Origin of the sequence: uncultured Sulfuricurvum sp. (genome assembly GCF_937936435.1) — a bacterium.
Lineage (GTDB): Bacteria > Campylobacterota > Campylobacteria > Campylobacterales > Sulfurimonadaceae > Sulfuricurvum.
Genome location: NZ_CALDDG010000051.1, coordinates 46,545 through 66,833, shown reverse-complemented (window position 1 = coordinate 66,833; position 20,289 = coordinate 46,545). Strand labels below are relative to the sequence as shown.

Sequence of the window (20,289 nt, the reverse complement as noted above, 5' to 3'; positions counted from 1 at the left end):
GCACAACCTTGCCAAGGTTGGGGTCGCGAGTTCGAACCTCGTTTCCCGCTCCAGATCATCCCAGTTGAAACATTCATTTGCGTATGATGTTTGAGCTGGGATATTTTTTTTCTACGAGGCCCGGATGGCGAAATCGGTAGACGCAAGGGACTTAAAATCCCTCGGTGGTAACACTGTGCCGGTTCAAGTCCGGCTCCGGGCACCACAGGTTGGCGGCATAGCCAAGCGGTAAGGCATGAGCCTGCAAAGCTTTGATCCCCGGTTCGAATCCGGGTGCCGCCTCCAGCTTTTGAAAAAAAATAGACTTTAAACTCCACGGGGAGTTGGCAGAGTGGTCGATTGCATCGGTCTTGAAAACCGACGAGGGTAATACCTCCCAGAGTTCGAATCTCTGGCTCCCCGCCATACACACATACAACCTCCTATTTATGTTACTTCCATAAACAAAAAATCTTACTGTGCCTAATATTTTCGTCTCTCTTGAATATCACTCTTCTCAGTCTCGAGACAAAAATGCGCTAAGTGCCTTCATAAAAGGTTCAAATGCTTCGATATGAGGTAGATGCCCTATCCCCGGTAGTTCGACCAATGTGGCATTCGGAATCGTTTTCGCGGCATTTCTCCCCAATTCAGGATAATTTCCCATCTCTTTTCGAACCGATTCTCTCGCCAGCGGTTTCCCCAATGCCGTCCGGTCACGCTGCCCGATTATCAGCAATACCGGCATTTTCAACTGGTCAAACTGATAGCACACCGGCTGGGTAAAGATCATTTCGCTGATGAGGGCCTGATTCCATGCGACATTCGGATAGTCCGCTCCGAGTGTGAAACTTGCCAGAATATCGACCCACGGCTGATACTGCGCTTTCCAACGGTTGTCGTAATAGCTTTCCAATTGATAACGGTATATAGCCTGCGCATTTTTATTCAGCTCTTGCACATACCAGTAATCGAATGAAGGATTCGGAATAAAACGCTGCCAATCTTCCAATCCGATCGGATTTTCTAAAATCAGTTTTTCGACCCGCTGCGGGAACATCAGAGCATACCGCACCGCTAGCATTCCCCCCATAGAGTGCCCAAGTATGTGGCTTTTAGCGATTTTGAGATGATCCATCAATGCGGCAGTATTGTAGGCGAACATCTGAAATGAATATTGAAGATGCTCGGGTTTGGAGGATTTCCCGAATCCGATCTGATCGGGGATGACGACACGGTATCCTTGTGCCGCAAGCACTTTTGCCGTTTGTTCCCAATAGGCTCCGGTAAAATTTTTCCCGTGAAACAATATAATCGCATCCCCGTTCGGATGTTCCGGAACTACATCCATATACGCCATACTCACCGTTTGGTTCTGAATATTCAGATTGTACCGTTTAACCTCAAAGGGGTACGAGTACCCTTCGAGATTTTTTCCGTAATACTCCAACGCATGCAGCGAAACAACGGTACAGACGATTAACATGATAAGACGGCGCATCGAGAAGCTCCTTTTAAATACTGTGCGTGCAGTGTACTCCATCCACTCTGATAATTATCTAATATCCGTACACTATACCCTTTTGTTACTCAAGCCGTGTTATTATGTTTCATTATTTTATGTATGGAGCGGTCTCATGGAAACACACTTTGTCAACGAACCCTTCAAAGCATCTCTCGATGCCGATGTAGAATATCTCTACTGCACCTGCGGTTTATCCGAAACATTCCCGTTTTGCGACGGGAAACATATCGGAACCGATAAAACGCCAATTCGCTTTTCCGTGGAAGCGGAAACCGACAAATGGCTCTGCCGATGCGGCCGCTCAGGCCGTAAACCTTACTGTGACGGATCGCATCAACAGGGGAGCTAAAGGATTTTCTCCAGCACGTATGCGATCAGCGGCAAAGTCACAAGCGAAATGATAATGCCGTATCCGACCAGAGCCGCACTGAGCGCCGGAGCAAATCCGGCGGCAATAGCCAAAGCCCCTGCCGTAATCATAGAAGGCATTCCTGATTCGAGAACTGCGGTTTTTAGGGCTAAAGGTTCCATCCCCATAGCCATCAGGACACCAAAAGCGATCAACGGCATCACGATCAGTTTCACGCCCAATGCTTTGGCAAAGAGAGGGTAATCGATATCGTCCCCCCGCAGACGCAGTGAAAAACCGACCGATACCAAAGCTACAGGTACCATCGTCGATGCCAACGTTTTCAAATACGGGGTCAGTGCAGAGGGCATTTCTCCGAATACCATCGCTGTAATCAGAAAGATAAACGGCGGGAATAGAAACAGTTTTTTAAGAATCAGTCTCGGATGGATTTTTCCCGTCTCATACCGTGCGACGATAGCACTTCCGTACAAAGAAAGCATCAAAAAAGTTCCGAACTGATCGTACATCAACAGATACGGGATCGCCTGTTCGCCCAAAAGAGTGTGAATTATCGGAATCCCGACAAATGAAGTATTACCCAGAGGAAGGACCAATAGCAATGCCGCTCGGACATGGATCGGATGGTTTTTAGTCATGACAACCGCCAACCACATCGTAATCGGAAGCAACAGCCACGGAATCAGGATAACCCCCAGCGCAGACATATCCAGATGGATTTTCGGCACCTGCAGAAGTACCGTGGCCGGAAGAGAAATATAGATCGCAAAAAAATTAAGGCTTTTGGCGAAATCGGCGGGTGCATCGGCTTTTTGAAGGGCAAAGCCGATCAGTAGTAAGGCGATGATATAAATAAACTCTTCCATGATTCCATCCGATTGTTATGGGCGAATACTAATCGCATCCCCCTTTCAATCTTCTAAATTATCTCAGCAGCACTGATATTCGCATGTGCTCATCAGCTCCAAACCGACGGCATGGTTGCTCGTTTCAAACAGTTCCTCGATATAAAATACCGATGCGCATACATGGTAGAGCACTTTTTCATCCGGATTCTTATCGAAATATGTTTGGGGTATTTTGGATTTAAAAACTTCCCAAAACCGGTTACTGTAGCGCTCATCCTGCGTCACTTCCAAAATCGCATCGATAACGTCCGATGCGTGGCGATAGCAATCGATGTTCATAAAAGAGACATATCGATCCGCCACTTCTGTACTATTCTTATCCATTTTCTTCCCCTTACTCATATGAGCGTTATTGTATAATGAGAGATACCCAAGCCAAATGACTTTGAGTGACAAAGGATAGACATTTTGCGAACAGCAAAAACGGATCATCGCGAACGAATGGTACGGGCCGAGATTTTATGGCCTATTTTAATGTTTTTGCAAAAACGCTATGGATTCGACAGCGATCTCTTTTTATCGGCACGCGGGCTGGATATGCGGACGCTCCAAGGTAAAGAGACGCAGGTGAATGCCCGTTATCTCGCCGAACTCTATGAAGAGGCGACCCGATTTACCGACGATCCGAACCTCTCCTTCAAACTCGGCGAATGGGCAAATCCCCATTCGCTCGGCGTATTCGGCTATCTCCTGCTCCATTCGCGTGACATCAACGAAGCATTACAAAAGCTGTGCCGCTACTATCCGCTGATCGGGCGGAGTCTTAAACCGCTGCTCGATGAGACGCAAAACCGCTATAAACTCAGTTTCATGTTCTCCCATGCGGGGGAGCTTATCCCTCTGGGAAAATATCAATCCGAGATTCACCTCAGCGCGGCCTTGAGCTTGATCAACAAAATCGCTTCGGAAAAAATCACCCCCGAATATGCCACGTTCCGCCATTCACTGCCGAATGACCTTAGCGAATACCGCCGGGTATTCGGAAACAAACTCTATTTCGACGAAACGGAAAACGCTCTGATCTTTTCCAAGGAAGCATTGGCGATCAAGACCCTCTACGAAAATCCTTCCCTTTTGCAGATGTTCGAGAAAGAAGCCGAAACCTATTTGGGGATGGAGATCAGCGGCGGATTCAAAGAGGAGATTTCCGGTCTTATTCTCGTCTGTGCGGGTGAACTCGATTTTTCGCTCGAAACGGTCGCCCTAAAAGCGAAGATACACCCCAGACTCCTCCAAAAACGGCTTAAAGCAGAAGGGAGCAGCCATACGCAGCTTCTTAAAGAGGTGCGAAAAAAACTCTCTGCCCGCTATTTGAGAGAAAAAATCGACATCAGTACCGTCGCGGTCTATCTTGGCTACTCGGAACCCAGCGCATTTATCCGTGCGTTCAAACAATGGTATGGGATGACTCCGGGAGAATGGACGGCCTCTCAATCGGGCCAAAGCCGCTAAAGGGATACCATGCCTCACCGATATACCTCACCGCGAATCTCGTTTTCGACCATACTGAAATGGCAGTTGCGTAAATCGTTTCAAAAAAAAGAAACCGTTGCGTCCGCAATTGCGATCATGCGCCACGAAAATCTCCCTGAAGGGGAATACCTCCTCTGGACGGGGCATGCGAGCGTATGGCTCGCTCTGCAACAGACGACTATCGCCATTGATCCCGTACTCGGGAATATCCCTTTATACAAACGCCATACACCGCTGCCGATACCCAAAAAGCAATTTCGCACCGATATCATTCTTCTGACCCATGCCCATTACGATCATTACGACAAAGCCTCCGTCGATTATCTTCTGAGCAAAAATCCCGATACGATTATCGTCGCCCCGGTCGGATTCTGGCGCTATCTGAAGGGGAAAATCGCCAGAGAACGGTGCTTTGAGTTGGAATGGTGGGAGTCGGTCATGATCGGAGGTTTGTTCATTACCCTCGTTCCGGCTAAACATTGGAGCAAACGAACCCCGTTCGACACCAACAAGGCGCTCTGGGGAGGATACGTCATCCAAAACAGCGACCATACGATCTACCACTCCGGAGATACGGCATACGGTGAACATTTTAAAGAGATCGGTGAGCGTTTTGACATCGATGAAGCGTTTCTGCCGATCGGAGCCTACCGCCCCGAAGCAATCATGAAACACAACCATACCAACCCGCCCGAAGCGCTGCATGCCGCTATCGATTTAAGAGCTAAAACGCTTATTCCTATCCATTACGGGACATTTGTCCTCTCGGACGAACCGATCAACGAACCTCGGGAGTGGTTTGAACGGCTGATAAGAGAGAAACCGTACCCCTTCAATTCCAAGGTATTGCAAATCGGCGAGATATACCGTTTTAGAGGTCTTGAACGACCTTAGGTTTCGGTTCTCCGAAATAGTATCCCTGAGAGTAATCGATTCCCATCTCTTTGACGATCTCAAACGTCTTTTCATCGCTGACAAACTCGGCGATCGTCTGCATCCCGAGCTGTTTCGAAAAATTCACGATCGTCGAAACGAGAATTTTGGCTTCACGGTCTTTATGAAGGTTCTTGATCAATGAACCGTCGATTTTGATAAAGTCGGCTTTGAGTTTTAAAAGGTATTCAAAATTCGAATATCCGGTTCCGAAATCGTCGATCGCAATTTTGCATCCGCACTCCTTCGCACTTTTGATAAACCCGATGACGCTCTCAAAGTTCTCGATCCCCTCGGATTCGACGATTTCAAATACGACCCGCTCACCGATCCCGTATTTTTCCAGTAAATCAAAAATTATTTTCTGCGTCTGCGGTTCCATAATATCTTTTATAGTAAGGTTGACCGAAAAAGAGAGCTCACGCTCTTTAAAATATTCGAACGATTTTTCGAGCACTTTTTGGGTAATCGTACCGTAGTGTTTTGTCCGTTTGGCGATCTCGAGGAAAAAGAACGGAGAGATCACTTTGTCCTCTTCATCGATCAGGCGAACCAGCGCTTCGTATTTCGAGTATTCTCCCGTCGCGTTATCGACGATCGGCTGATAATACGGGATGATTTTGTCCTGCCGTATAGCCATTTGGATCTTTTTCGTCCATTTTACGTTGTTTTCACACTCTTCATTCAACAACAAAGAAGAATCGTACACCAAAAGGGACTGCTGATTTTTCTTGGCACTCGTCATTGCCATATCGGCAGTAATGAAGAGCTGCGATTTATCCGTTTCAAACGAGATACTCGCCGTCATCTGTACCGTTATCTCTTCTTCTTTGATAATAAAAACTTTTTGGGCAACGGTAGAGACGATCTCTTCAATTTTTGTGACAAAAGTTTCTTTAGTGATATCACGTCCGAGAATCGCATATTCGTCTCCGTTCAGGCGGTAAAACGATTTAGAGATTCGGTCCTGAATAACCTCATTGATCGCCCCGGCCACTTCAACAATGAGCAAGTCGCCGAATTCATGCCCGTAAAAATCGTTGATTTCCCGAAAATTATCAATATTAATCAATGCCAGATACGGTTCATCGACCATACCGATGTCATTCATCAGCCGATAGCGGTTCCCGTAGTGAGTCAGCGCATCGGTAGTCAACACTTTTTTAAGGGTCTCTTGATGGTCGATTAATTCCGTCACTTCATGCCGGACGGCAATATATTCGATAATCTCCCCCTCGGGGTTGCACAAGGGAACGATTTTCAGATCGACCCAGTAGTAACCTCCGTCTTTTTTACGGTTTTTGATAATCCCCTGTCATATCTGTTTCGACTGAATTGTCGACCATAGGGATCGGAATACCGAAACGTCGGTATCGGGATGGCGGACGATGCTATGGGGATGACCGATCAACTCCTCGCTGCTGTATCCGCTAACGGTACAAAAATTTTCATTGACATACGTGATTCGCCCTTTTAAATCGCTTTTGGAGACGATATTCCCCGCATCGAGCGCCAGTTTATACGCGTTAAGGAATGCAACCGTTTTTTGCAGTTCGGCCGTCTTTTTCGCAACGGCGCGCTCCAAAATCTGATTCATATGCTCAAGGCGGTGTTCGGCTTCGATCCGGTCGGTGATGTCGCGGACGATCGCGATATCGTAATCGATCCCGTCACGGTGAAGATAGCGTACATTCGCCTCAACCGGAAACTCCGTCCCGTCTTTTCGGACGACGATCGCATGATCGGTCAGTTTTCCGACCTGTTTCAGCTCCTGCGAATGGCGAAAAAACGTATCTTCCTCTTTCAGCGGACGACGGATTCTTTCTATTCCGACCTCATTCATCTCTTCCAGCGTGTATCCAGTTACACTGATTGCCGTTTCATTGACGTAATCGATATACCCGTCATCGATTCGTATAATAAAAACCATATCGTGGGAGTTATTTAAAAGATCATGAAAGAGAGCGATGGTTTCGAGATTTTTCTTTCGGATACGGATATCCTGTACCATTGCGGTTCGATAAGTATGCCCCTCTATCGTATAGAGGGAACTGGAGATTTCGACGGGGATACGGGTACCGTCTTTGGCGATATGAAAAGCTTCGGTGGGCTTTTTGTATTCCGTTGCCTCTTTCATCTTGAACGGATGGACGTCTAAAGAGGGATTGATTTCCCACACAAATTTGGAAAGCATCTCCTCTTTCGTATATCCGAGATAGTCACAGACATACCCGTTGACGTAAAGGATTTTCCCCTCTTCATTGATTGCAAAAATACCGATATTCGCCGTCTCCATTCCGTCCATGAAAAGCGACTGCACGATGCTGTCCATTTTTGCTTCCTCTTATTGGATACTTTATATTTAACCGTTATAAAATATATTATATCCTTTTAAAAAGAGAAATTTAACGTTTTAACGTCATGTCCACGTTTAAATCGACTTGATCGCGTACCGTCAGAAACATCAATTTGATCGGCTTGATTCCGAAATCGCTCATTTTGAGTGCACTCGATGCTTTGAGATGAACTTTTTCCCCCTCTTCTACGATCGTCCCCTCAAAACTCATCGGCTTGGCGACACCGTGCAGATTCATCATCCCTTTGAGGGTGTAGGCATCCCCTCCTTTGGCTACGACCTCTTTGATATCGAAGACCGCTTTGGGAAATACCGAAGACTCCAACGCTTCTTGCATATGTTCATCCCGTTTTTTGTTATCGCTGAACAAATCGCTCATCGAGACTTCGACTGAACCTTTTAACGTCGTTGCGGCAGCGTCCATACTCAGATGAGAAGTCGCTTTTTTTGCCATCGGATCGATGGTACTGTCTCCGAAAACTTCCGTATGGGCTTTAATGCTTCCCGATTCAAATCCAAGCGGTCCCGCAAAAAGGGCTCCACACACTAAAATAGCCGATAATCCCACTTTTTTCATATGATTCTCCTCATATACCACGGATATATTATCCCAAACATTCCCAAAACTATCGCGGCGATCCAGAGACGGTGTTCCAATGCCACCCCGTTTGCCGCCGATGCCGCGATCCAGCCGACTCCGACCATCGACAAGGCGATGTATCGTATCTTTCCTATTCCGATTAACGCTTGAAATAACAGAACATTATAATAAGAAATTACTATCGGATAGACAATGGAAAGGAATATCGGTTCTCTCAGCCAGTAGAGGGCGTAACTGATTCCAAAAAGTATCCAGATCAATCGGGTTTGATTCAACAACTCTTTGCCGTACCGATACGCCAGAAACACGCCGATCAGATGCGATGCGATAATCAATCCGGTGTAGCGGCTCCAAATATCCATCCCGTCCGAACGGCTCAAGGTCTCAAAAAGTGCCGAATCGGCAAAAATCCATAACATCATAATGCCGAGCAGCCCCCATCGGAAAGGCTTTTGATCATCCTCTTGGGGCGGTTGTACCGATGAAAAATAGAGCGATACGATCGATATAACGGGAAGCGTGATCGCAATGGAGCCCCGTTCTAAAAACGGATAGGTATACAGCGCCGTTCCGACCGCATAGGATATCCCTAGACCCAGTGCCAGTTTTCCCAGGCTTTGAGACCTGAATAGATACAACAGCAAAGGGGTCGTATAACCGACGACAAACCCCAGAGAAAAGAGCATGCTGAGTGAATAATAGGGATAAAACCATGAGATCAACAGCTGAAGCGCAAACAATCCGAACAACTCGCCTCGGATATGGCGATGATTCCAATAAGCGCTTGCCACCGTTCCCAACACTCCGCCGATCGGGAGTGTGTAGAGATCATGGATGTGCGAATCAAACGCACCGACGACACCCGTCTGCGCGATCAATAGATAATACAAAAGCTGCGAGCTGAGGACTAGGACGAGAAAATTCACACAGCCTCTTTCGGGTACCCGCGCAGCCACAGCCAATAAAGCATGCCAAAGGCTCCGTCATAGGCGGCGACCAAAAGGGCGATGCCGTCCAATACGCCCGCCATATACAGTGCGCAAAACGTTGCCGATACCAGCAGCCGTATCGCCGCACTTGCCGCTCCCATCCGTTCCGGATCGCCCTGCAATCCGTACCAGTGAACGATTCCCGTTCCGATCATGAACGCAAATACGATATATTCATACGTTCCGCTAAAGCCAAATCCCATCATATGGAATAGATATCCCCCGAACAAAAGCAGTAGCGCACCGCCGCCGAAGTCGCTCATCAGCCCGATCCAATGATACGCTTCCAATCCGCTGAGAGTTCCGGGTCTCAACCGCCGCCACAGGATTTGCCCTACCATGACGATCAACACGAATCCGAACAGCGATCTCGCACCCCAAAACCACTGAACATCGGCATGTATCCATCCCGCTTCCGCCATCCCCGCCAGAGTGAGTGAAAAAGCCATCAACGCGACCAATGTCGTCCATCCGATGGCACAGGCACGGGTGATAAGCCCCGGCAGATACCGATGGACGATACTCAGCGCCATAAATGCCACGGCAATCCCCATCGCAATATGCGCATGTCCTACGACCAAATCGTTTCGATGGATGAGTTCCCGAATCTGCGGAATAAACAGCAGATTCCCCTCCGCATCGACAAACACGAATGCCGCGATCGAAAAGAAAAGATAGGGGTTATGAGAGAAGCCCAGCCCCGCATCTTTCCACCATCGCCACAATAACGGGAGATACAATAGGGTCAGATACTGAAAAAACCACTCTTCGTTATAACTCAGAGAATGGAGAAAATTACGGATGAACAAAGAAACGACATACCCGGCCAAAGGGATAATCCAAAGCAGATGCCATCGCGGAACAAACGGCTTCTTGGCCGCAAGCTTGATCAACAGATAATACAGCGGCAACAGGGCAAAACTCATCCCCAGCGTATTATCGCCGTGCGGGCCGACAAGGGTTTTTTCTACCTGCCCGTACTGAGGATTCATCAAGACGATCAGCAGGATCGGTGCTACCATGACAACCGCCAAAGAGACATTGACCCACAAAGGGCGTCTCTCATACCGGCGAAGGGCATCCACAAGGGCTATCAAATAAAACACGCCGCTGAAAGCGAGGAGAAAATTCAGCTGATACGGGAAATCGTAAAACGGCAGTCCTCGTAAATTCCCGAAGACCAAGGCCAGACTCATGAAGAGTAAAAAGGTGTTCCAAACGACGAAATAGCGGCGCAGGTTTTTGATTGCACCTGCGGTGAGAACTCCCTCTTTTTCAAACAACGCGAACGGCAGAAGCGACAGCAAAAGAGGGAAGAACCCGTACAGCATCTGCGAAATATGGAGCGATCGGGCCCGTTCCAGAGGCAGCACGGCCGCAGCTTCATCGATTCCAAGCAGTTGAATCGAGTACAAAAATCCCGCGCAGAGTCCCAGAATCAACCAAACGAACAGCAGCGGAAGTTCATCATGTATGAATTGCTTTAACAATTCCGTCCTCCATTTCAATAATCGTATCGGCAAAATCGGCTATTTTTTTGTCATGCGACGCCACCGCGAACCCTATCCCCTCATCCGAAAAACGGCGGAACAGTTCGTAAACGCCCAACGCATTTTTCGTATCCAGGTTTCCCGTCGGCTCATCCGCAAAAACGATGGAGGGACGGTTGACCAGGGCTCTGGCGATCGCGGCACGCTGCCGCTCGCCGCCTGAGACCTCGTCGCTGTAGCGTTTTGCCAGACGCTCGATGCCAAGACTCCCCAGCAAAAGATCGATATTGGCTTCATTCTCCCCCAACGCCGCCAGCGCAACGTTTTCGCGCAGACTCAGATAGGAGATTAGATAATGAAACTGAAACACAAACCCGATATGGCGGCGGCGAAAATGATCGATATTGCCGACTTGCTCAAGCGCTTTGCCATCGTATGCGACGCTCCCTTTTGAGGGGTGCAGAAGTGTCGATAGAATCGAAAGGAGCGTTGTTTTTCCGCTTCCGCTCTCTCCGATAATCGCCGTAAAGCTCCCCGCTTTGAGGCTTATGTCGACTCCCCGCAGTACATGTTCCTGTCCGTAAAAGTGTTCCAGACCGTGTGCTTCGATATTCATGCACTCCCCTTTTGGATCAGACTCATCGGATCGATGCGCGATGCGTATACCGCCGGAAGCAGCGTCCCCACCAATGCCATCACCACAGAGACGATGAACACCTTGCATAACAACGCGACGGTAATCTCTCCGTTGATGTAGCCTTGAAATTTATCGGCATGCTTGATCAGTTCCAGCACCCCTTCACTCACCCCCCATGCAACCGCGAAGGCGGCCAGAGCGATAATCAGCGTTTCGCTCAGCAGCCGGGTGATAATCACACCCGAAGAGAGACCCAGCGAGCGCATGATCCCAAACTCCGCTTTCCGGTCATTGACTACCATGCTCATCATACTGACGATTCCCAAAATCCCCATCAGAAAAGCCATCGCCCCGATCACGTCGGAACTGGTCTGGATAATTTTAAACTGGTTGTACGAATCGATGAAACTGTCGGTCGTTTTGGCTTCCAGATCGGAGTCCAATCCATTGATCTGCCGGATCAAAGCGTCGCTTTTTTCCAAATTTCCGAGGCTAACCAAAAAGATCGATGCACTTTTATGGAACACCTCCCCGGCGTCGGTCAGATTCATGACGACCCCTCCGTCTTCGAACCCGATCTTGCTTTTAAAGACTCCGCTGACATGAAACTCTTTTTTCGAAAGGGTGATCGTTTCGGGATGTTTGAGGCTTTGATCGATTTTCGATCCCAGTAGTACCTCCCCGGCTTTCGGATAGCTTCCGCTGACGAGAGAATAGCTCTTGAAACGCCCCTTGTTGACACCATACACTCCCACAATCGGAAGCGGGTCGACGGGTGCGGCTCCCAGGATAAGGGCGCTGACCTCTTTCACCCCGTCCATCTTCATAATGGGAGCGCTCCAGGAACGGTTGATATCGCTGAAAAACGTATCGGCGATTCCGCGCTGGGTTACGATGATATCTCCGTCGGTTTTGAGCATCGCGCTGTACATGCTCACTACGCCGCCCGAAATCGCGCTGATTAAAAAGATCGCCGCAATCGAAACACTCATGCTGATAAAAATCAGTGCGGTTTTAAAGCGGTTTTTGCGCAGAGCTTTCAGCGCGGTGATCACTGCTCGATCGCCTTTTTAAGCTCATCGGCAGTAGTGATGTAATCGACCGATTGAAGGAAGTTTCCGCGAAATTTCATTACGGTAATTTTATCCTCTTCGGCCGGAAATCGCAGACCCTGTTCTTCGTCGCGGATCAGTAAAACCGTATGGGGATATTTACGCATTTTCGGCAGGGCAAATGCTTCGGTAATAAAATTGGGCATTTGGCTGATATCGGCGACGAAAGCGGCTTTGTTTTTGTCCAAATACCCTTTCCCCTGTGCGGCAAGATACTCGTTGACCGTTGCTCCCGTCCCTTTTTCGAATGCCATAATCAACGTTTTCGGCATCGCTTTCATACTGTAGCGTTTCCCGAACTGATCGCTCAGATCAAGCGGCGCGACCGACTGTCCTACTTTATAAGGTGCAGCCCAGACGCTGAGCCCTACCAATAGCGCAATGAGAACCTTTTTCATAAAAAACCCTTATATCAATTTCCTGAATGAGAGTATAGAAGAAAAAAGGATAATTGACGGTTAATGCGTCGTTTTAGAGACCACTCTTTCCAACGCTCTGTGCTGTTCGAGCGAATACAGGAAACTCTCGTCCATCACTTTATCCAAATGATTCATCTCCGTAAGGGTGATGCCGAACGGATCTTTTTTGACGACTTTGCTCACTCCGTTTACTACGGTAACATTATCGAGTTTTTTGGCACCGTGGCGGATAAAATAGGTCAGGAAATAGCCTCCGGAGTGATCTTTCTCGATCGCGACTACGACCCGTGAAGCATTGCTACCTTCCCACGAAAGGTCCGGTGCAATAGTTTTAAAGTCTGCGACGCTGAGATACCCCGCATACACTTTGGTATAAATGTCGTGATAACGCTGTGTTGCACTTTTTTTGAAAAATTCGATATCGATCGGGGTTTTTGCCCGCAGAGAGCGGAGCATCCACGAAAGGGTCGCATAATATTTGAACGCGGCGACTTTCAGCTCCTCGGCATGGGCGATTTTGGAACTCTCGATACGGATCATCGGCATACGGGGCGATTTCGTACTCAAACGTTCGAGGATATGACGTGCACTATAGGGTTTGGTAATCCACACCGACGCGTACGGCGGCAAATCGGTCGTTCCGGTGACCCCTTCGTTTAGGACGAGGATTGCTTTGACACTATACCGGGGAAAAAGAACCTCCAAAAGAGCCCGTTTTTTTCGGAGCCGTTTTTTCAGATTGCTGACCGATTTGACCAACGTCATCTCGACGAAATAGAGCTCTTTATCGGTAAACAAAAGACCGTCGAATTCGCCGATTTCTTTATGGCGGGCGCGGTAGATGATCTGCCCTTTCCAGCTCACCGATAAAGCGTCGCTTTGGGCTCTGGTACGGTGTTTGTGGGGCCCTTTGATAATAAAACTTTTAATCCTCGGCTCATTTGTCGCATATCTAAGCAGCTTCTCGTAGATGTAATTTTCATATACCTCTCCTTCAAACGAGCGAAAAGCGCTGATGTATCCTTCATCTTCCATTGTCAACCCTTTGGCTTCGAGCGACAAGAGATGGTCGATGTTGTAGTCGTAGTATAAAAGATTATCGCCGAGTTCGGTATCGCCCTCCGGGATAACGGTATGATCGAGTATTAGAATGGGAACCTCATTGTACGGGATTAGGGTACCACAATAAATACCCGTTATTATTTTACCTTATTTTTAAAGAATCTTTTACTTCCCCGTTCGGCTCACCTATAGCGGGCGGGATAATTTCCGTTTTACGCGGCACTCTTTTTATCTTTTAAAGCTATTTGTTGCTACAATAACTTATGCAACGAAACACACCGACCGAAGATCAAATCCGCACCCAATTCGTCACTTCGCTGATGGAATATTTCAAAATTGAAGAAGATATTAATCTTCGTGCGCATGTCAACGATCTCGTACGCGATATCCGCCCTTCACACTATCGCGAATTCTTCCGCCGTCTCTCACTGCGGGATATGCCGTATAAAAACGGATTCGAAAAAATCGCCCAAATCGCGGCGGAATTCGAAGCACACTCCCTGACCCCTGTCGATATCGAAGCTTCCGAACGAACCCATAAGCTCTATACGCTGATGTACGATCTTCGCCGCGAGATCACCCTCACCCGAGATTCGGAAAAAAGTGCTCTAGAACGGTTCGAACAGATACGGTTCACTTCGATTAAACGTTCCGGAGAGACTCAGCCTATTTTGGACGAGACCGACATCAACGTCGTCAAGATCCTGAGCAAAGGGTGGATTTACGATTATGTTTCACTGGATCGTTCTTTGTTTGAAGCACGTGTTCTTCACGAGTACCGTACCGAGATTATCCGGAGGGAAAGAGACAAAAACGACTTGATCCCCTCAGGATTGAAGACTCGGCTTCTGCGGGAAGCGAAACACTCATGATCTCTCTTCCGACCTTTCTCATCGATCGCGACGATCTTAGCGTAATGGAGCGGGCTCTTATCCCTCTCATCGCGCGCCATACCCAAAACTGGGGAGACAAACCCTCAGATATCGATGCCTCCTCTCTGGCCCAAATCCTCCGCCATACTCCGCGCGAAGTGGTCGAGGCATTGGATCGGATGGTCAAAAAAGGGATTTTAAAAACCGTACGGCGAAAAACGGATCAGGGGGTGATGATCCGCTACGCGTTTGCCCCTGCCCCGGAAAAAACGCTTCCGGTTCCATCGGTATCAGCAGCCCAATACAGCGACAGCAGTTACTATCTCAACCTCTCAAACGATACGTATGAAGAGCTACACGTCTTCGCGCTGGAGCTATGTGATCGCGAGGGATTACGCCGGGAACTGTTCGATGATTTCAACCTCTATCAGCGTTCCAAAAATAACCGTTCGTTCGACTGGTGTGCCGAATTTGAACGGTGGGTTCGCAAAGAGATCGCATCCAATGCCCCCGTCGTCGCTTCGGAGCAGATGCTTGCCGACACCAAACCCTCAGGCGAAGAGTTCGAAATGGCCCAGTATTTCATCCGCCGTCTCTCCTCGATCGATCCTCAGTTCGAAGAGCCCTTCGACGTAATGAGTTGGGCAAAACAGATCCGGCTGCTGATTGAGACCGGAGGGTATACGCTCCTGGACATCAAAGCCGCCATCGACTGGCTTTTCAGTGCCAAAGGGGATTGGTTCCGGCCCAACGTCCCCGATGCCTATCACCTGCGCAAACATTTTAAACGCCTCATCGCCCATACCCGTTCGTTTCGCGATGGGAAACCCAAACTTCCCGAGGGGATCGATTTGTTTGATCTTTACGAGCAACTCTGATGAAACGTTCCATTCTTTGGTTATGGCTACTTCTTATCCCCCTCCTCTCGCCCCTTTTTGCATTGGACAAAGTCTCCATCCAGCTTAAATGGCATCACCAGTTCCAGTTCGCCGGCTATTACGCCGCGCTTGAGCAGGGATACTATCGTAAAGAAGGGCTCGATGTCACCCTCAAAGACCGCGACATTGCCCAAAACAATATCGAGCAGGTTCTCAAAGGGGAGTCCCAATACGGTATCGCCGATTCGGTCCTGTTTTTATACCAGGCGCGAAAAGAGCCTATCGTCATCGTCGCACCGATTTTTCAACACTCTCCTAACGTCCTCATTACCCTCAAAAGCAGCGGCATCGACAGCCCCTATAAACTGATCGGGAAAAAAGTCGCCCTTTATCCCAACGATGCGGACGGATTGCCTATTTTGGCGATGCTGCATGAGACGGGTGTGCTTAAAAAAGGGATAGAGAGGGTCAATACCAAATTCGATTTAGGCATGCTTTTGGATAAAAGGGTAGCCGCACACCACGGGTACGTCACCAACGAGCCTTACGAACTGTTCCAAAAAGGGGTTCAGACCAACATCATCCATCCGCAGCATTTCGGGGTCGATCTCTACGGAGATATGCTTTTCACCACTCAAAACGAACTGCATACCCATCCCGAACGGGTAGCCGCTATGAAGCGGGCGACATTGCTCGGATGGCAGTACGCACTTGCCCATAAAGAAGAGATCATCAATCTGATCCATACCAAATATGCCCCCGATAAAACCGTGCAGCAGCTGCGTTATGAAGCCGCCGGAATCGCATCGGTGATCGACGCTTCCACCATCCCGCTCGGAACCCTCGATTACGGACGGTTCGAATATATCCAAAATCTTCTCAAACGCCACGGTCTCATCAACGCTTCCGTCCCGCTAGAAGCGTATCTTTATCGCGATGCCCGGCCGAATTCTCTTGATCTCACGGCGGAAGAGCAATCATGGCTCCAAGCGCATCCCGTCATTCACACCGCTATCGATACACAATGGGCTCCGTTCGAATATCTGGACGACAAAGGAAAATATCAAGGGATCGCCGCCGATTACGTCGCACTGATTTCCCAAAAACTGGGAATACGATTCGAACCAAACACCAAAGGGGTTTGGAAAGATGCGGTAGCACTGATGGAACAGCACCGCCTCGATATGTACACGTGCGCGGTTAAAACCCCGCAGCGAGAGACCTATGCTCTCTTCACTGCCCCATATCTCAACTTTCGGATGGTCATTGCGACCACGGATACGGTCGGCTACATCGACGGTATTCACGGCCTGAGCGGAAAAACAGTGGCTGTAGCACGGGGATATCTCGCTTATGAAACACTCAAGCGCTACTATCCGCAGATTAAACGTTTGGAAGTCGACACGGTCGCTGAAGGTCTGGAAGCCGTTTCGACCGGAAAAGCCTTTGCCTTTATCGACAATACTGCCGCTATTACGTATGCTATCAAAAACGAGGGATACTCCAATCTCAAAATCTCAGGAGAACTCCCCCATCAGTTCGAATTGGCGATGGGTATCCGCAATGATTGGCCGATCTTTGCGGGAATCATGGAGAAAGCGCTTGCATCCATCACTCCTGAAGAACGAGACGCTATCTACAATCGCCATATCATCATCGAATACACGCAGCACATAACATGGCAGTGGATTCTAAAAATCGTTCTCCCCTTTCTTCTGATCGTCGCGATCTTACTCTATTACACCCGCAAACTCCGTAGCGTCAACCGTGTTTATAAGATGACGATGGAGAGTCTGCGATTGACTCAAAATGAGCTGGAAGAGGCCAATATACGACTGAAATCACTTTCTACGACCGATGCCCTGACCGGTATCGCCAACCGTTATATGCTCGATCAAAGCATCGATCAAGCGATCCAAAGTGCCAAACGATACAAAAGAGCCCTTTCGATCATCATGGTCGATTTGGACTATTTCAAACAAGTAAACGATACGTATGGCCATCATGCCGGAGATAAAGTACTCAAAGCATCCGCAGACCTACTGCGCCAAAACTGTCGGAAAAGCGATATCGTCGGAAGGTGGGGAGGAGAAGAATTCTTAATTATTTGTCCTGAAACGACCGCATCGGAAGCGGCAATTCTCGCTGAGAAATTTCGGGAACAGTTTTCTGCCGGAGCACTGTTGGCAAAATATATCCAAACGGCCAGTTTCGGCGTTTCGGAATATAACGGCTTAGATACTCCCGAAGCGCTGATAATCCATGCCGATGAAGCGCTTTATGACGCTAAAACGACAGGACGCAACCGCGTATGCGTCAATTGACGATAAACTCCACCCTCCGATTCTTCGATCGCCCCTCTTCCGTATCATTTGAAGCGACCGGATCGGCATCCCCTTTTCCGTTTACCGTGATGCTTTTGGCATCTATCCCCTGCGATGCCAGATAATCGGCGACCATTTTCCCTCGCGCTTCAGAGAGGATTTCATTCGTCGCGTATTGTGCCTTCAATCGCTGCGGAGGGATATTATCGGTATACGAATTGATCGTTACCGAATGGTATTTACCCGCTTTGAACGCTTTTACCCAACCGTCTAAACGTGCTTTTCCCGCATCTGATAACGCTACGATCCGACTTTGAAACAGTTGAAAATTTCTAAAATACTCTTCCGGAGCAACCGGAGATTTTTCGGCTGATGAAGCGCCGATGCCCGAAGGTTTTTCACTTTTCGGTTCGACGGCAACGACGACCGGAGAAATGGGCTGAACGATTTCAGGTTTCACGACTTCCGGAACAGGGGTCTCTTTCTCAGGCCCGGCGATGGCGACGACTTCCGGTTTCACTTCAATCGGTGCAGGTGTTTTTTCAACCGGTTTATCGATAACCTTCGGTTTTTCACTCAGACGCGGTGTCTCTGTCGAACTCGCCATGACTACCGGAGGCTGTATCTGTCCGGGCTTGAGTTTTTCAAGCTCCATCATAATACATGCCCCTTTGACATCCCGAGCAAACAGGGTGTAGACGTTCCCTTTTTGCTGCCATTGGGGATTTTTCAACGGTTTTAGATCCTGATCGAGTCCCTGGTATTTGCGGACTCCGTATCCTTTTGGGACGTCGACGGTCAAAATATTCTCCGCCGTTACACAGTTCGGGCTGCTTTTACAGTCTCCTCCGCTTAGAAGAATTTTAATGATTCCGTTTGTATCCGAAACCAGAAAATCGTCTTTATACGCCCGCTGAATATATGAATAGCGGTCGGTATTCGGGAAAGTGAGTTTGATCGTTCCGTCTTTGAGTTTTTCGACCGTATGCCCTTCGGGGCGTACATATACGATCCGTTCAGGGTCGAATCCGCGGTCAAACATAAAACCATAATTTTTATTTTTCACACCTTGGTAGTTAAAGTGGAGAATCCCTTCCGAAAAATCGGCCTGCGGATAAAAAATCATTTCGGAAACATCTGCGCAAAGCGATCCCCAACTTAAACCTAATCCCATTAAAATTGTTACTATATTTCGTTGCATTATCACCTCGTTGTAATGAAGAGATGATACAATAAATCAAGGAAATCTTCGGTTAAAGGAGACCATTATGAACTTATTATCCCTCTATCTCGACCGACCGTTAACCAAAGCGACCATCGAATACTCTTTGGAACTGCAAATGAACAAAGGGGTCGAAAACGGCTATTACGGACGAAACGATTTACTCCATGTCGTCCTCTCTCCGTTCGGTGTCCTCTCTCTCATCGCCGAAGAGAAAAAAACAATCCTGCATGCCCTTTCGACACTGGGGATCATCATCGAAGACGAAAGCGATACCATCACCCAGGACTATCCGATCCATATCGATCCATTGATGGAAGAACGGTTCAAAGTGACCAACGAAGCAATCTATCTGCGCGAAGTATCGACGCTGAATCTTAACGTCATCGCTCTTGCGATCTCTCAAAGCGTCGGACTCGAACGGTATGAAAAACGGCTCGATACCCTCTTTATGCAAAGCCGCCGGATCGTCGAATCGATCCAAACCTTTTCGATCACGAGACGCAGCCATCTGATGCAGTTTGCCAAACGGCTCGCACTCACCCGTCATGACATGGTGAGCAATCTTCTTCTCCTCGACAAACCTAACATTCTATGGGACAACGAAGAGGCCGAAGCCCTCTATAACCGCCTCGCATTTATTTTAGAACTCTACGATCGGCATGAAATCGCCCTCTCAAAACTGGCACAGATCAAAGAGGACGTTATGCTTGTCATGGACCTCATCAATCACAAAAAAAGCGAGTTTTTGGAGTGGATCATCATTGTCCTGATCGCCGTAGAGATTGCGATGGGGCTTATGCAGATGATTAAGTGATTATGCTACAATCTGATAAAAAGGAGTTCCCATGCAAAGAATCGTATTGAGTCTGATACTAAGTGTTTCAGCCGTATTCGCGGCAAGCCCGGGGATGAAAGTCTACGGTAAAGCGTGTGTCGAATGTCATGGGGACAACGGCAAAGAGGTCTCTATCGCCGGCAAAGAGATCGCCGGAAGCAAAGATGTCCTGACAAAACTCGTCGGATACAAAAACGGAACCTTCGGAGGTGAGCAAAAAGCGACGATGCAAGCCTCTCTTGCGCCCCTTAGCGATGACGAGCTCAAAGAGGTCGCCGCATACGTAGAGACGTTGAAATAA

General features: G+C 48.3%; 21 protein-coding genes and 3 tRNA genes. 11 read left to right on the top strand and 13 right to left on the bottom strand.

Features of this window, described 5'->3' with window-relative positions; all coding sequences use genetic code 11:
- Window positions 1-118 precede the first annotated feature (118 nt).
- The 3 genes from Q0389_RS06210 to Q0389_RS06200 all read left to right on the top strand — a co-directional run bounded on the left by Q0389_RS06210 (window position 119) and on the right by Q0389_RS06200 (window position 405).
- A tRNA-Leu gene (locus Q0389_RS06210) sits at window positions 119-205 on the top strand.
- A gap of 6 nt (window positions 206-211) precedes the next feature.
- Window positions 212-285: transfer RNA gene (locus Q0389_RS06205), tRNA-Cys, on the top strand.
- A 32-nt stretch (window positions 286-317) separates the two neighbouring features.
- Window positions 318-405, top strand: a tRNA-Ser gene (locus Q0389_RS06200).
- Between the two features lie 91 nt (window positions 406-496).
- Here Q0389_RS06200 and Q0389_RS06195 read toward each other — a convergent pair.
- Complete coding sequence (locus Q0389_RS06195; protein ID WP_298692790.1) at window positions 497-1,480, bottom strand: alpha/beta hydrolase; 984 nt, start codon at window positions 1,478-1,480, stop codon at window positions 497-499.
- A gap of 136 nt (window positions 1,481-1,616) precedes the next feature.
- On the opposite strand from Q0389_RS06195, the gene Q0389_RS06190 reads away from it, so the two are divergent.
- Window positions 1,617-1,853, top strand: coding sequence for a CDGSH iron-sulfur domain-containing protein (locus tag Q0389_RS06190; protein WP_298692787.1), 237 nt, complete (start codon window positions 1,617-1,619; stop codon window positions 1,851-1,853).
- On the opposite strand, the gene Q0389_RS06185 is transcribed toward Q0389_RS06190, so the two are convergent.
- Both Q0389_RS06185 and cowN read right to left on the bottom strand, forming a co-directional pair.
- Window positions 1,850-2,740 carry an AEC family transporter gene (locus Q0389_RS06185; RefSeq protein WP_298692785.1) on the bottom strand — a complete coding sequence of 297 codons (891 nt, stop codon included), beginning with the start codon at window positions 2,738-2,740 and terminating at the stop codon, window positions 1,850-1,852. The genes Q0389_RS06190 and Q0389_RS06185 overlap by 4 nt on opposite strands.
- A 63-nt stretch (window positions 2,741-2,803) precedes the next feature.
- Entirely contained in the window at window positions 2,804-3,106 is a 303-nt protein-coding gene (gene cowN, locus Q0389_RS06180) for a N(2)-fixation sustaining protein CowN (protein WP_298692783.1), read from the bottom strand.
- A gap of 84 nt (window positions 3,107-3,190) precedes the next feature.
- Between cowN and Q0389_RS06175 the strand changes: the two genes are divergently transcribed.
- On the top strand, window positions 3,191-4,234 hold the full coding sequence (locus Q0389_RS06175; protein WP_298692781.1) for an AraC family transcriptional regulator: 1,044 nt from the start codon (window positions 3,191-3,193) through the stop codon (window positions 4,232-4,234).
- A gap of 9 nt (window positions 4,235-4,243) precedes the next feature.
- Window positions 4,244-5,149 (top strand): MBL fold metallo-hydrolase, encoded by a 906-nt coding sequence (locus Q0389_RS06170; protein WP_298692779.1) that lies wholly within the window; start codon window positions 4,244-4,246, stop codon window positions 5,147-5,149.
- On the opposite strand, the gene Q0389_RS06165 is transcribed toward Q0389_RS06170, so the two are convergent.
- From Q0389_RS06165 to Q0389_RS06125, 9 genes are all read right to left on the bottom strand, one after another.
- A complete protein-coding gene (locus tag Q0389_RS06165; protein ID WP_298692777.1) occupies window positions 5,127-6,437 on the bottom strand; it encodes an EAL domain-containing protein in 1,311 nt (436 codons plus the stop codon). The genes Q0389_RS06170 and Q0389_RS06165 overlap by 23 nt on opposite strands.
- 66 nt (window positions 6,438-6,503) lie before the next feature.
- A complete protein-coding gene (locus Q0389_RS06160; protein ID WP_298692775.1) occupies window positions 6,504-7,520 on the bottom strand; it encodes a PAS domain S-box protein in 1,017 nt (338 codons plus the stop codon).
- Between the two features lie 73 nt (window positions 7,521-7,593).
- On the bottom strand, window positions 7,594-8,121 hold the full coding sequence (locus tag Q0389_RS06155; RefSeq protein WP_298692773.1) for a YceI family protein: 528 nt from the start codon (window positions 8,119-8,121) through the stop codon (window positions 7,594-7,596).
- Window positions 8,118-9,071 (bottom strand): hypothetical protein, encoded by a 954-nt coding sequence (locus tag Q0389_RS06150; RefSeq protein WP_298692771.1) that lies wholly within the window; start codon window positions 9,069-9,071, stop codon window positions 8,118-8,120. Before Q0389_RS06150 ends, Q0389_RS06155 begins: the two co-directional genes overlap by 4 nt.
- Window positions 9,068-10,624, bottom strand: a complete 1,557-nt coding sequence (locus Q0389_RS06145; protein ID WP_298692769.1) for a hypothetical protein — start codon at window positions 10,622-10,624, stop codon at window positions 9,068-9,070. Before Q0389_RS06145 ends, Q0389_RS06150 begins: the two co-directional genes overlap by 4 nt.
- Window positions 10,602-11,240 (bottom strand): ATP-binding cassette domain-containing protein, encoded by a 639-nt coding sequence (locus Q0389_RS06140; protein ID WP_298692768.1) that lies wholly within the window; start codon window positions 11,238-11,240, stop codon window positions 10,602-10,604. The genes Q0389_RS06145 and Q0389_RS06140 overlap by 23 nt, the downstream gene beginning before the upstream one ends.
- On the bottom strand, window positions 11,237-12,316 hold the full coding sequence (locus tag Q0389_RS06135; protein WP_298692766.1) for an FtsX-like permease family protein: 1,080 nt from the start codon (window positions 12,314-12,316) through the stop codon (window positions 11,237-11,239). Before Q0389_RS06135 ends, Q0389_RS06140 begins: the two co-directional genes overlap by 4 nt.
- A complete protein-coding gene (locus tag Q0389_RS06130; RefSeq protein ID WP_298692764.1) occupies window positions 12,313-12,771 on the bottom strand; it encodes a hypothetical protein in 459 nt (152 codons plus the stop codon). The genes Q0389_RS06135 and Q0389_RS06130 overlap by 4 nt, the downstream gene beginning before the upstream one ends.
- Before the next feature lie 60 nt (window positions 12,772-12,831).
- Window positions 12,832-13,827, bottom strand: a complete 996-nt coding sequence (locus tag Q0389_RS06125; protein WP_298692762.1) for a hypothetical protein — start codon at window positions 13,825-13,827, stop codon at window positions 12,832-12,834.
- A 290-nt stretch (window positions 13,828-14,117) separates the two neighbouring features.
- Between Q0389_RS06125 and Q0389_RS06120 the strand changes: the two genes are divergently transcribed.
- Genes Q0389_RS06120 through Q0389_RS06110 form a run of 3 tightly spaced genes read left to right on the top strand, consistent with a single transcriptional unit; the run spans window position 14,118 to window position 17,928 of the window.
- A complete protein-coding gene (locus tag Q0389_RS06120) occupies window positions 14,118-14,726 on the top strand; it encodes a hypothetical protein (RefSeq protein WP_298692760.1) in 609 nt (202 codons plus the stop codon).
- Entirely contained in the window at window positions 14,723-15,604 is an 882-nt protein-coding gene (locus Q0389_RS06115) for a hypothetical protein (RefSeq protein WP_298692757.1), read from the top strand. Before Q0389_RS06120 ends, Q0389_RS06115 begins: the two co-directional genes overlap by 4 nt.
- Complete coding sequence (locus Q0389_RS06110) at window positions 15,604-17,928, top strand: diguanylate cyclase (protein ID WP_298692754.1); 2,325 nt, start codon at window positions 15,604-15,606, stop codon at window positions 17,926-17,928. Before Q0389_RS06115 ends, Q0389_RS06110 begins: the two co-directional genes overlap by 1 nt.
- Here Q0389_RS06110 and Q0389_RS06105 read toward each other — a convergent pair.
- Window positions 17,921-19,102, bottom strand: coding sequence for an OmpA family protein (locus Q0389_RS06105; RefSeq protein ID WP_298692752.1), 1,182 nt, complete (start codon window positions 19,100-19,102; stop codon window positions 17,921-17,923). The genes Q0389_RS06110 and Q0389_RS06105 overlap by 8 nt on opposite strands.
- A gap of 94 nt (window positions 19,103-19,196) precedes the next feature.
- Between Q0389_RS06105 and Q0389_RS06100 the strand changes: the two genes are divergently transcribed.
- Window positions 19,197-19,967, top strand: coding sequence for an RMD1 family protein (locus Q0389_RS06100; RefSeq protein ID WP_298692749.1), 771 nt, complete (start codon window positions 19,197-19,199; stop codon window positions 19,965-19,967).
- 31 nt (window positions 19,968-19,998) lie between these two features.
- Entirely contained in the window at window positions 19,999-20,289 is a 291-nt protein-coding gene (locus Q0389_RS06095) for a c-type cytochrome (RefSeq protein ID WP_298692747.1), read from the top strand.